Raw genomic sequence first — 11639 nt, 5'->3', positions numbered from 1 at the left:
ACGGTGGAGGTGGATGTGGGCGGTGGCTTGCCCCAGATCACCTTGGTGGGACTGCCCGATGCCGCCGTTCAGGAAGCCAAAGAGCGGGTGCGGGCGGCGATCAAGAACTCCGGCTTTGCTTTACCCCAGCGGCGGATCATCGTCAACTTGGCCCCTGCCGATCTGCGCAAAGAGGGCCCCAGCTTCGATCTGACCATCGCCATTGGGATCCTGGCGGCCTCAGGGGTGATTGAGCGGGAAGCTCTGGCCAACACCCTGATGGTGGGGGAATTGGCCCTAGACGGCACCCTACGCCCGGTGGCCGGGGTTCTGCCCATTGCCGCCAGTGCTGCTGAGATGGGGATCCGCCGCCTGGTGGTGCCCCAGGAAAATGGGCCGGAAGGAGCAGTGGTGCAAGGGATCCAAGTGTATGGGTTGCCTTCCTTGGCGGCGGTGGTGAACTGGCTGCAGCACCCGAACGGGGTTAAGCCGATCCAGATCCAACCGCAACAGATGGTGTCGGCCAATTGGGAATCCCCTCTGGACTTGGCGGACGTAAAAGGACAAGAACACGCCCGGCGGGCCTTGGAGATAGCGGCGGCAGGTGGGCACAACTTGTTGCTGGTGGGCAGCCCTGGGGCGGGCAAAACCATGTTGGCCCGGCGACTGCCCGGCATTTTGCCCCAGTTGCAGTGGGAAGAGATGTTGGAGATCACCCGCATCTACTCGGCAGCCGGCCTGTTGCGGCAAAATCTCCACCTGGGTGGACAAACCGCCTTGATCACCCAGCGGCCCTTTCGCGCGCCTCATCACTCGGCTTCGGCAGTGGCCTTGGTAGGTGGGGGATCCTACCCCAAACCCGGCGAGATCTCGCTGGCCCACCATGGCATCCTCTACCTGGATGAGCTGACGGAGTTCCGGCGGGAGGTGTTAGAGGTGCTGCGCCAACCCCTGGAAGACGGCAAGGTTACCATCTCCCGCGCCCGCGTTTCCCTGGAGTTTCCCGCCCAAACCACCCTGGTGGCCTCCACCAACCCCTGTCCCTGCGGCTTTTACGGGGATCCGGTTCACCCCTGCACCTGCACGCCGCAACAGCGGGAGCGCTACTGGTCCAAACTTTCGGGGCCCCTGTTGGATCGGATTGACTTGCAGGTGCGGGTGAGTCGCCTCAAGCCGGAAGAAATTGTTCGCGCCCAGAGCGGCGAGCCCTCCCAAGCGGTGCGGCAACGGGTGGAACAAGCCCGGCAACGGCAACGGCAGCGCTTCCAACAGGAGCCCGGGATCCACTGCAACGCTCAGATGCAATCCCGCCACCTGCGGCAGTGGTGCTCCCTTTCGGATCCCTGTCGCAAGCTCTTGGAAAGCGCCATCCAAAAGTTGGCCCTGTCTGCGCGGGGGAGCGACCGCATCCTCAAGGTGGCCCGCACCATCGCCGATCTCGAGGGCGCGGAGGCCATTGCCCCCACCCACATTGCCGAAGCGATTCAATACCGCAGCCTGGATCGCGCTCGGCTGTAAAGCCCAAGCGCTCGGCGCCGCTGACGCGACCACCCCCAGCCCCCCTCCCAGATAGGGTTTCCCTCACTGCCAGAGCTCCGGCCTGCCCTACGGGATCCCATCCCCTGTTTTGCTGGGAAAAAGCTGCCCCCCTTGCACCTGAAGGATTTGGGCGGCCTTGAGCCAGCTGGCGTCGAAGGATCCCAGATGGGTGGTGGTAACCAAGGTTTGCACGCGCTCCTGAATGGCTTCCAAGAGCTGGTTTTGCCGCTGCAGATCCAGCTCGGCCAGCACATCGTCCAAGAGCAGCAAGGGCGGATCCCTGACCACCTGCTCGATCAGCTCCAGCTCCGCCAATTTCAGAGCCAAAACCAGAGTGCGCTGCTGGCCTTGGGATCCATAGGCGCGGGCGGCAACTCCGTTAATGCACAGCTCCACTTCATCCCGATGGGGGCCCACCAGAGAGCTGCCCAGGGAGTGTTCGGCGGCGGCTTTGGCGCGGATCTCGGCCAAAAACTGGGCTTGGATCACTTCGGGGCTGGCCTGGGGATCCGGCAGGGGCACTTGGGGTCGATAGGTAAGGGTCAGGGTTTCCCGTCCACCGCTAATGACCCGGTGCCAGTGAGCAGCCAAAGGCTCCAGCCGTTGCAGCAGCCGGGCGCGGCGGCGCATAATTCGGCTACCGGTGGTGGCCAGTTGGGCATCCCAGAAGGCCATCTGCGAGAACTGAACGCCAGCAGCCGCTTGCGTTAGCGGGACAGAGTCCTTGGGATCCTGCTTCAAAAGGGCGTTGCGCTGCCTGAGGATCTGGCGATATTGCTCCACCAGGCCGAGATAAACCGGCTCCAGTTGCAGCAACACCCCGTCCAACCAATGGCGCCGCGTCTCCGGAGCGCCCCGCACCAGCTCCAGATCCAGGCTGGAGAACACCACGGCATTCACCTGTCCCAAAAAGTCCGCCTGGCGGCGCAGCACCTGCCCGTCCACCTTCAGGGATCGCCTGCCGCTGCTGCGCAGCTCCATCACCAGCTCATGGGCCACACCCAGCCGTTCAACCGTGGCGGCAATCTGGGCTTGTCGCTCCTCTTGGTATACCAGCTCCCGATCCCGGCTGGCCCGCCGCGAGCGCAAGGTGGCCAACAGCTCCACCGCTTCCAGCAGGTTGGTCTTGCCCTGGGCGTTCTCCCCCACCAGGATGGTTTTGGGCGCGTCAAAGGTGATCTCTTGATCCCGGTAGTTGCGAAAGTGGCGCAGGTGCAGAGAACGCAGGTACACTAAGGGCAGATGTAAAGACGCGATCAATATCTAACCAAGAACAGCCCCCGCTTTGGGGGCTTTCACTTTGACCCAACTGCAGCAGGGGCAAGAGAAGGTAGAGGGGTTAACCCCGAAGACTCAGCCAGCAGGGATCCCCTCTATCCCCAGTTCCGGGTAGGCCAGATCAGCGCCTGGTCAGGGTAGTCATCCCCCCGAGGCGCTCAGCCGCCAACAGGTGTAGGGCAGCGCGGGCGGAGTAGAGGGCAGCTTTGCTACGGCTGTAGTCGGCGAAGGTGTAGCTGCTGGGATCCGTACTTACGTCGCCCAACAGGTTCTGCACTTGATTCTGCAGGTCAGAGACGCTGCCGGAGTTGATGTTGGCGAAGGCCATCTCCGCTTGCAGCCGGCTGAGGTACTCCTGAGCCCGGAAAGGGGCCTCGAAGAAGGAACGGCCAGGGCGGCCCATGAAACCCAGCTCCGCTTCGTAGAGAACTTTGGCTGCTTTGGCTAAGTTTTCCGCTGCTTTGGCCTGCTCGCGGGCGGCGAAGAAGTTCCCCGCCTCAAGTGAGGCTTGGGCGTTGGTGAACCTCTCCTGGCCGTGTTCCAAAAGGCGGGCAGCCTCTGGGGAAGACCCCCGCTGAGAGAGGAAGCTGGCTTCGGCCAGGTGTCGCTGCGCCTTAGCCAGATCGCGGCTGGCTCGCTCAAGATCCCGCGGGCGCTGCCAAGTTGGCTGTACCTGAAGGGGAGCTGTGGCTTCAGGAGCAGAGCGTCTGCCCCGCTGGGCTTGCGCCGGGGATCCCAGCACCAGGGGGGTGAGCAGAACCAAAATCGGCAGAGAACAACCCAGAGCGCGAGCAAAAGAGGAACGAATCGTCATTGGTCATAGACTCCAATCGACAGGACAAGCCGGTTTGGGTTATCGCGGCTCATCTTGAGAATGGCGGAGAAAAATGACGTGAAGATGACAAGGGCAGCTCTACCGTAAATATCGATCCCTCTCCCACTTGGCTGGCCACTCGCAGGGATCCCCGATGGGCGGTGACGATCTGCTGGGCCAAGGCCAGGCCCAGACCGAACCCACCCGTATGGCGAGCACGGGTTTCATCCACCCGGTAAAACCGCTCAAACAGATGGGGCAGATGCTCGGGGGGAATGCCAATGCCTGTATCCTTGACGTGGAGGTAAGCGCGCTGGCGCTGGCTTTCCAGGCTCACCTGCACTGTGCCGCCTGCAGGGGTGTACTGCAGGGCATTGCGCAGTAGGTTCTCGATGGCCTGCCGCAGCAGGGCAGCGTTCCCCCGCACAAGCCAACCCCCAGAAAGATCCGTCTCAGGCAGGTGGCATTGCCAGTGAAGGCCAAGGGCCTCAGCTTGGGGGCGGTATTGCTCGCTCAGCTCCTGCAACAGCGCTCGCAAATTCAGAAGCGGCAGATCCTCCAGGGGCAGGGATCCCTGCTGGCGGGCCAACTGCAGCAAGGTATCGATCAGCACGCTGAGGCGGCGGGCACCGCTCACCACCTTTTCCAGGCGAGGTTGAGCTTGTTCCGGGGCCAGCAGAGCCATTTGAGCATTGCTCATCAGGGCGGCCAGGGGGGCGCGCAACTCGTGGGAAGCATCGGCAGTGAAGCGTTGCAACTGCTCGTAGGAGCGACGAATCGGCTGCATCGCCAGCCCCCCCAAGATCCAGCCGGCCCCGCCGATCAACGCCAGCGTCAGCGGGATCCCGATCCCCAACCCCCAGCGCAAGCGACCCAGGGTAAGTTGCAGCGGTTCCAGGGGCACCGCCAGTTGCAAGTAGCCCAGTAGCTTTTCCTCCTGCTGCACCGGCAGCGTGAGCTGGCGCAACAGTAAGCCGCTCTCTCCTTCCACCGTTTGGAAACCCAGTTGGAGATGGTGAGGCGGGCCATCCAAGTCAAACAGCTCCAGAGGAGGCCGGGATCCCGTGTACTGGCGCAGGGATCCCAAGCTTTCCCTTCCGGTGCCGGGAGCAGGATCGAACCAGCGCACATAGGCCAAGTGATGGTCGAGGGGTTGGGTTTTCCCCCCCAAAAAGGGCACCTCGTTCAACACCAACCGCCACTGCCCCTGGCGCAGCTCGTACTTAATGGCTGCCGCCATGATCCTGGCCTGAACCTGCAGCTCCTCGTCAAAAGCCTGCAACTGGTTCTCCACTTCCAAGCGGTAGAAGACGGCGGCAAACACCAGCAGGATCCCCCCCATGACCCCGGCAAAGCTGCGGGCCAAGCGACGGCGGCTGTGGTGAAACACCAGGGATCCCGTCCCTCTTGTCGCAGCCTTCTGCCCCAGGTGCGGCTGAAGGGGGTGTGCCAGGGAAACCCAGTTCCAGCCCAGCCATGGGAGAGAATGCTTGTGTTCAGCTCTTTTCACCTCCATCGCCACCCCCTAGAAACTGCTTTCATGGGTTCTCTTCTGGAGAGGCTATGCGCAGCCGGTACCCCTGGCCATACACCGATTCCAGCCAATCTTGGGCCTCCACCTCTTTTAACCGTAGCCGCAACCGCCGCACCAACGCAGCCACGGCATTGCTCTCCGGCTCACAGCCCCATTCCCACACCGCCTGCTCGATCTGGCCCCGACTGAGCACCTGGTTGGGATGGCGCATCAGGTATTCCATCAATTGAAACTCCTTGCCCGAAAGCTGTACCTGCCTCCCCTGCCGCTCTAGGGTCAGGCTGGCCAAGTGCAAGTGCAGGGATCCCAGGCTGAGGCTGTCTCCTTGCCATTGGGGGGAACGGCGTCCCAAAGCCCGCACCCGTGCCAGCAGCTCCACCAGATCCACCGGCTTGACCAAATAGTCGTCCGCCCCCGCATCCAACCCCTGCACCACATCCGATGTTGCGTCTTTGGCAGTTAACATCAGCACCGGCGCACATCCCCCCGATTGGCGGTATTGCCGACAGAGCTGGATCCCGCTTGGCCCCGGCAGCATCCAATCCAAAATCAGGAGATCATAGGCTTTCTCCTCCATCAGCCAGGCAGCCATCTCCCCTTCCTTGGCACAGTCAACCACGTGGCCGCACTTGGACAGGGCAGCCTGTAAAGGCTCCAACTGTTCCGGGTCGTCCTCCACCAGCAAAATTCGCATCGTCCTGTGCGCCGTTGACCAAGACGGCCAGTTCCCACTGCCCAGGCTAGGATGGATCACGGAAATAGCCCTCTGCAAGGGAGAGAACAACGGTGGGGTGGCCCAAAATCCATCGGTGGCAAGATCTAGGGTTTGATTTTTGGCTGGTGCTGCCCTTGGCAGGGCTTCTTTTTGTGGCGGGGGGAGAGTGGGTGACGGGCCAAGCGCTGAGCCGTCCTCGCCGGCTAGAGCAACCTTTGGCGATTCGCAGCCAGCAACAAGCCACCTTGGCTCTGGATATTCTTTCCATTCAGGCGGAGATCCGCCGCTCCCGTGGCTACACCAAGGTGGAGGTGACTACCACCAATCCCCACCTGCGCAAGCTGGAATTTGAATTTCCACAACTGGATCCAGACCAGGTGTCGGCTCAGATTGCCCAAGAGCTTGGCCTTGCTCCCGAGCAAGTGCAGCGCCTGACCCGCTATAGCTTGGACTAGAGAGACACTCCAAGTCCGTTCAAAAAATGCGGGCTAACTGCTCGCAGGCAACTCTAATTTTCTCCAAGCTACCGGGATTGACCAAGCCGTAGTAGTCAAATCCATAAACTTTCCCAGTTTGGACGGCTTGCAACCGATTCCAAAAGGGGCGGGAACGGAAAAACGCCAAGGGATCCGCCGCCTCCGGGTTGACCACCAGCAGAACTTCTGGGTTGGCTTCCAGGATGCGCTCTGCCGAAAGGGTGACGTAGCCCCGAAAAGGCCCTTGGCTTTGCAAGGTAGCGGTGAGATTGTCCGCGCCAAAGCGTTCCAGCAGATCCCCGGCCCAGCTTTGCCGGTTGGGAGAAAGAATCGGCTGGGTGCCCACCAAGAGCAAGGTTTTGGGTCGAACGCGGGGCAGTTCCTGGGGCAAAAGGGATCCATACTGCCGCAGCAAGGGATCGGGATCCGCCCCCAAAGCAGCAGCCAGGGTGGCAATCGTCTCTTCCAAAGCAGCCCAACTGTCCACGCGGGTGAGGTAGGTGGGGATCCCCAGCTCCTGCAGCCGTTCTGCCAGAGCCTCGTGAAAGCCACTGGCCCCCACCACCCAGTCCGGTTGTAGGGCCACAAGCTGCTCCAGGTTGGGTTGGTTGCCCAGCCCCAGGCGGGTCAAGCCTTGGAAGCGGGGATCCTCCTCCAACAAACGACCGGCAGGGATCCCCACCAACCTATCGGGGGCCAAGCGATAGAGGATATCGGCAGTCAAGGTGGTGAGGCTGGCTACCCGACGAAAAGGACTCTGTCTCGCTGACAGGAGTGGCTCCTGAGGGATCCGACCTTGGGCTTGGGCCAAACGCCCCATTCCCCAGGCCCCCACGCTGGCCAGACCAAAGGCGAACAGTTGACGGCGAGAAAGACGAGACAGCATAGACAATCTCCAAAACAATTCCCAAACAGCAATCAATTGAGGGTGAACTGGATGGGCACCACCACCCAAGACTCGATGGGGGCGTTGTTTCTCAAGGCCGGGCTGAATTCCCACCGCTGCACCGCCTCCTGCGCTGCCCTATCCAGGGCGGGAAACCCACTGGAAGAGGCGATCTCCACCTGCTGCACCTGCCCCTGGGCATTGACCTTGGCCCGCAGCAGCACCTGCCCCTGTTGGCCGAGACGGCGAGCTTGAGGAGGGTAGGGGGGCGGAGGATTGCGACCGGGGATCGGGCGGGCCAGGATGTCCGGCTGGGGGTTGGCAGCCACTGTCGGTGGGGAGGAACTGGGGGTGGCAGGTGTTGGGGCAGAGGAATGGGGTTGGGCTGCACCTATACCGCCAGGTGTCCCAGTTTCAGGATCCCTTGGCCCCAATCTGCTCTCGCTGCCGGGGGAAGGCGGAGCGGCGGCAGTCTTTACGCTGGAACGGATCCCTTGGATCAAGGGGGTAAAGCGGGGCAGAGGGGTGCTTGAGGTAACCGGGGCGGAGGTGAGTGGAGTCGCTGTAAAGGTGGGGGTAACCGCCGGAGTTGGGGTGGGCTGTTCTGGCGGAGGAGTGGGTTGCGGGGTGGCTGTCGGTAATGGGGTCAGTGGAGGAGTAGGGGTGGGTTCTGGCTTTGCCGTGGGAATGGGTGTAGGGGTCGGAGTTTGCAGGGCCAGCAAAGATTCAGCCTCCGGGATGGCTGGCATCTCGATCTCTTGGGGCACAGGCTCCGGTGGAGATAGATCGTCTGCAGGGGGCGATTCCGGGGCCGGGCCGGGCGGCTCTGCTGTTGGCTCTGGTGGGAGAGATTCTATGGATTCTGAATCCGGTTCGAGCAACTGTGGCTCGGGATCCTCCAGCAAAAGCGTGACTGGGATCCGGAGTTCTGCGTCTGATAAAGGCCGGGATCCCCACCAAGCCAGCCCCAGCAGCGCCATCAGGTGCAAGAGGAGGGAAATCAACCCCTCCCGGCGCAGCGGTCGGGGATCCCTGGCTCGCAGGTGGAGGACGGTCCCCGGCGGATCTTCCCCCTCCTGGCAAGCTGTCCAGAGGGCAGCCCAGCTATAGCCGGCCACCCAAGCCTCTTGCAGCAGCTCCTCGGCACACTCCAGCCAGCCGCTCTCTCTTGCGCCAGCCCAAAGCCACAACGCCAACCAAGCCAGCCCCGCCTCCCAGGCCATGCCCGCCTGCTGCCAATACCACCCCTGCAGTCGCCACAAAAGCTGGGGACAGGACTTCCGAAGAAGAGAGAGGGATCCCTTGGGGGTGCGGGCAGGTGGCTCGGCAAGCATCGGTTAGAGCAGGATCCAGAGTAAACACGGCCTCAGGTCTTGGCCCCTAAAACCGGGTGGAAAAACTGAGCGCAGCATGCCGTCCCGGCTGGGCCCGCCGTTCCACTTCAGGGCCGACAAAGAGAGAGCGGGTTTCGGAGTAGAGAAAATACTTTTCATCAAAGAGATTGAACACCCCGAAATTCAATTGCCAGTTGTCGTCCAGGTTGTAGTAGCCCAGCAGATCCACCACGGTGTAGCCCTTGGGCACAAACGGAATTTGAGGTGGAGCGTTGGGGTTCGGTTGCACTACCTCCCGTTGCGGGTCGCGGGGATCCGCCACCAGCGTGGCCACCAACCTGGCTCCCCAGATCTGGCTGGGATCGTCGTAGTGCAGTCCCAGTACTGCCGTCAGTGGCTCAATGGAAAGGAGGGGTTTGTTTTCGGTGAGGTTATCCCCCACCGCCCAGGCAAAGCTGCCATTGAGGCTCCAGCCGGTCAAATCGGGGCTGAAGAAGTACTGCCCGGTGGCTTCTACACCATAGATGCGGGCCCGACTGACGTTCTGGCTCTGAAAGAGAGTCACCGGTGGAGGTGGCGGGCTCCCTGGCGGGCCGGGGGGTGAAGGCTCGGATCCCACCTCCCGGAAAGCCTCGATAAAGTCGTTGTAGGTGTTGTAGTAGGCGGCCAAGCTAAAGCTGGCCTGGGGGTAGATCCCCCGCAACCCCACTTCAAAGCCTTGGCTGGTTTCCGGTCGCAAGTTGGGATTGGAAAGGGTGCGGTAGCGGAAGAAGGGGCTGACCAGGTTGGTGAAGCCGCTGTTGATTTCGTTGTACTGAGGGGCCCGAAAACCGGTGTTGTACTGGGCCGTAAAGGTGAGGTTGGGATTAATCCTCCACACCAGGCCCACCTTGGGAGAAATGGCATCGGCAAACAGGCTGGCGGCTTCTGCCCCACTTTTCAAGAAGGCTTCGTCAGGGCTGGGGGTGAGGCGGTAGGTGTCGTAGCGGATGCCGGGGATGAGGGTAAAGTTGCCGCCCCCAAAGTCGATCTCATCTTGCAAATACAGCCCAAAGCGCACGGTATCGGAGTCGGGAAAATCTTTGGTGGGAAAAGTGTCCGGGGGGATGTTTTGGGTGACTGCCCCGGTCAGCAGGTTGGTTTGGAAGCGGTTGCGGGGACGTTCGTTGCGGGTGGTGGAGATCTCCATTCCATACACCAAGCGGTGGGAGAGATCCCCGGTTTGGAAGCGGCTCTGGGCCTGTACGCTGGCTCCCAGAATGTTGCTGACCAGCTCGTTGAAGGTATCCCGACGCACAGGCACGGGCCGACCTTGTACCGTGAGGGTGCGTTCTTCCACGCTGGGCTCCTGGGTGCGGGCCGGCTGGTAGTAGATCTGGACGGTGGCCAGCTCAAAAGCGGGGGTATCGGGGTTGGCGTAGCGATATTCCAAGCTGAGGCGGCTGCGCTCGGTCTCAATGGTCTCCCTGAAAAGGCGGATGCCGGGATCCAGGTTGCGGGGCGAAAAGGTGGTGGTGGTGCGGTTGTTGAAGTATTCCGCCGTCAGGGTGAGGCTGTCAAAGGGACTGAAGCGATAGACCAGCTTGGCCAGAACATTGTCTCCCTCCACCGTCTGCCGATCCTTGAAACTGGGATCCGCCTGGATATCCGGCTCTCTGGCGTCGCGGCGAGTGTAGATGAGCAGAGCCTCTAAGTTATCCTGCCGACCCGCCAAGCTGAGGGTGTTGACGTACCCTTGGTTTTTGCTGTCGTACTGGCTGGACAGGCCCACATGGCTGTCCCGTTCCCCCAGCAGATCGGCTGGATCCAGGGTGGTATAGGTCACCACACCCCCCAGCGCGTCGCTGCCGTAGAGGGTGGAGGCGGGGCCGCGGATAATTTCTACAGTTTTCAGGGTCTCCAGCTCAAAGGTATCCCGGCCAATGGTGAAGGGGCCGAAGGAAAATCGCTCCGGCTGGCGGATCCCATCCACCTGGATCAACACCCGGTTGGCGTCGAGGCCGCGGATGTTGAAGTCCTGCAGGCCGTAGCGAACGCTGCGCCGCACGCTCACCCCCGGCTCGTAGCGCACCAGATCCTGAATGTTTTGAAGCAGCTCCCGCCGCAACCGCTCCCGGTCGATGACGGTAATGCTGGCGGGCGAGTCGGCCAAGGTGCGCTCGGTGCGAGTACCGGTTACGGTGACCTGTTGCAGGTTAAAGATCGGCGTGCCTTCCTGCTGGAGAGCCCGAAGTTCGGCCTGTAGCCGCTCCACCTCTGCCTGATCCCCCCGCTGGCGGGCAGCTTCGATTTGCGCCTTCAGCTCCCTAATCTGCTCTGGCAGGGTGGTCGGTGCAGGGGTGGCCTGGGCCAACAGCGGCGGAGTTGTCGAATCAGGGATCCGGGCATTGGGCTGAGCCTGGGACAGGGATCCCCAGCCCACTCCCAAACTCAACCCCAAACTCACCACCCGCCACCAACGACCGTTCACGCGCATAACCTCTCATGCTCCTCGAAATCCACAACAGGGAAAATTCACTGCAAAACCGGACAAACCCTCCCTCAGCACCCTGACACCGGCAGGGAGAGGAGCCTTGCTGCCGCTGGAGCTGTGCTGCGCAGGGGGCAAAGCTGTGGCCCTACCGGAGTCGAGATCCACTCCACCTCCAGGCCAAACACCTGTCGCACCCGGCTGGGGGTCAACACTGCCAAGGGAGACCCCAGGGCCTGCATCTGGCCGGATCCCAGCAAGGCAATCTGCTCGCTGTAGCGAATGGCCAAATTCAGGTCGTGCAGCACCGTAACTACCGTCAGGCCCTGCTCCTGCTTCAGCCGTTGCAACAGCTCCAGCAGCTCCAGTTGGTGGCGCAGATCCAAAAAGGTGGTGGGCTCATCCAACAGCAACACCTGCGGCTCCTGCACCAAAGCCAACGCCAGAAAAGCCCGTTGCCGCTCGCCCCCCGAAAGGGTTTCCACCCGCCGCAGCGCCAGGGATCCCAGTCCTGCTTGCTCCAGAGCCCACTCCACCCGCTGCCGATCCGCCGGCGTCAACTGCCACGCCCACCAGGGCTGGTGGGGAGAACGCCCCAGACTGACCAATTGCCG

General features: G+C 62.1%; 10 protein-coding genes. 2 read left to right on the top strand and 8 right to left on the bottom strand.

Annotated features, from left to right (window positions below; translation table 11 throughout):
• The first annotated feature begins 3 nt into the window (after nucleotides 1–3).
• Nucleotides 4–1497 carry a YifB family Mg chelatase-like AAA ATPase gene (locus NW838_RS00855; RefSeq protein ID WP_414427313.1) on the top strand — a complete coding sequence of 498 codons (1494 nt, stop codon included), beginning with the start codon at nucleotides 4–6 and terminating at the stop codon, nucleotides 1495–1497.
• 87 nt (nucleotides 1498–1584) lie between these two features.
• Here NW838_RS00855 and recF read toward each other — a convergent pair whose 3' ends face one another.
• The 4 genes from recF to rppA form a co-directional block, all read right to left on the bottom strand.
• Nucleotides 1585–2751, bottom strand: a complete 1167-nt coding sequence (gene recF, locus NW838_RS00850) for a DNA replication/repair protein RecF (protein ID WP_414374977.1) — start codon at nucleotides 2749–2751, stop codon at nucleotides 1585–1587.
• Nucleotides 2752–2917: 166 nt separating this feature from the next.
• Nucleotides 2918–3610: a DNA-binding protein gene (locus NW838_RS00845; RefSeq protein WP_414355525.1), complete on the bottom strand. Its 693-nt coding sequence runs from the start codon at nucleotides 3608–3610 to the stop codon at nucleotides 2918–2920.
• A gap of 49 nt (nucleotides 3611–3659) precedes the next feature.
• Complete coding sequence (locus NW838_RS00840) at nucleotides 3660–5126, bottom strand: sensor histidine kinase (protein ID WP_414355524.1); 1467 nt, start codon at nucleotides 5124–5126, stop codon at nucleotides 3660–3662.
• A gap of 22 nt (nucleotides 5127–5148) precedes the next feature.
• Complete coding sequence (gene rppA, locus NW838_RS00835; RefSeq protein ID WP_414355523.1) at nucleotides 5149–5838, bottom strand: two-component system response regulator RppA; 690 nt, start codon at nucleotides 5836–5838, stop codon at nucleotides 5149–5151.
• Nucleotides 5839–5930: 92 nt separating this feature from the next.
• Between rppA and NW838_RS00830 the strand changes: the two genes are divergently transcribed.
• Nucleotides 5931–6314 (top strand): hypothetical protein, encoded by a 384-nt coding sequence (locus tag NW838_RS00830; RefSeq protein ID WP_011434266.1) that lies wholly within the window; start codon nucleotides 5931–5933, stop codon nucleotides 6312–6314.
• Nucleotides 6315–6333: 19 nt separating this feature from the next.
• On the opposite strand, the gene NW838_RS00825 is transcribed toward NW838_RS00830, so the two are convergent.
• The 4 genes from NW838_RS00825 to NW838_RS00810 all read right to left on the bottom strand — a co-directional run.
• Complete coding sequence (locus NW838_RS00825; protein ID WP_011434267.1) at nucleotides 6334–7221, bottom strand: ABC transporter substrate-binding protein; 888 nt, start codon at nucleotides 7219–7221, stop codon at nucleotides 6334–6336.
• Between the two features lie 32 nt (nucleotides 7222–7253).
• The gene (locus NW838_RS00820; protein ID WP_414427312.1) at nucleotides 7254–8555 is read right to left on the bottom strand and encodes an energy transducer TonB; all 1302 of its coding nucleotides are present in this window, start codon (nucleotides 8553–8555) and stop codon (nucleotides 7254–7256) included.
• Between the two features lie 46 nt (nucleotides 8556–8601).
• The gene (locus NW838_RS00815) at nucleotides 8602–11031 is read right to left on the bottom strand and encodes a TonB-dependent hemoglobin/transferrin/lactoferrin family receptor (protein ID WP_414427311.1); all 2430 of its coding nucleotides are present in this window, start codon (nucleotides 11029–11031) and stop codon (nucleotides 8602–8604) included.
• A 65-nt stretch (nucleotides 11032–11096) separates the two neighbouring features.
• Nucleotides 11097–11639 (bottom strand): ABC transporter ATP-binding protein (locus NW838_RS00810; RefSeq protein WP_414427310.1); only part of this gene is annotated, 543 nt, incomplete at its 5' end.

Source organism: Synechococcus sp. R55.2, assembly GCF_047462075.1.
Classification (GTDB): Bacteria; Cyanobacteriota; Cyanobacteriia; order Thermostichales; family Thermostichaceae; genus Thermostichus.
The sequence above is the reverse complement of the archived record's forward strand: the minus strand, read 5'-3'. Positions and strand labels throughout refer to the sequence as shown.

Excerpts from the sequence above, each read along its gene's own strand:
- NW838_RS00845 (WP_414355525.1), bottom strand. The coding sequence starts at position 3,610 with ATGACGATTCGTTCCTCTTTTGCTCGCGCTCTGGGTTGTTCTCTGCCG.
- NW838_RS00840 (WP_414355524.1), bottom strand. The coding sequence starts at position 5,126 with ATGGAGGTGAAAAGAGCTGAACACAAGCATTCTCTCCCATGGCTGGGC.
- rppA (WP_414355523.1), bottom strand. The coding sequence starts at position 5,838 with ATGCGAATTTTGCTGGTGGAGGACGACCCGGAACAGTTGGAGCCTTTA.
- NW838_RS00825 (WP_011434267.1), bottom strand. The coding sequence starts at position 7,221 with ATGCTGTCTCGTCTTTCTCGCCGTCAACTGTTCGCCTTTGGTCTGGCC.
- NW838_RS00820 (WP_414427312.1), bottom strand. The coding sequence starts at position 8,555 with ATGCTTGCCGAGCCACCTGCCCGCACCCCCAAGGGATCCCTCTCTCTT.
- NW838_RS00815 (WP_414427311.1), bottom strand. The coding sequence starts at position 11,031 with ATGCGCGTGAACGGTCGTTGGTGGCGGGTGGTGAGTTTGGGGTTGAGT.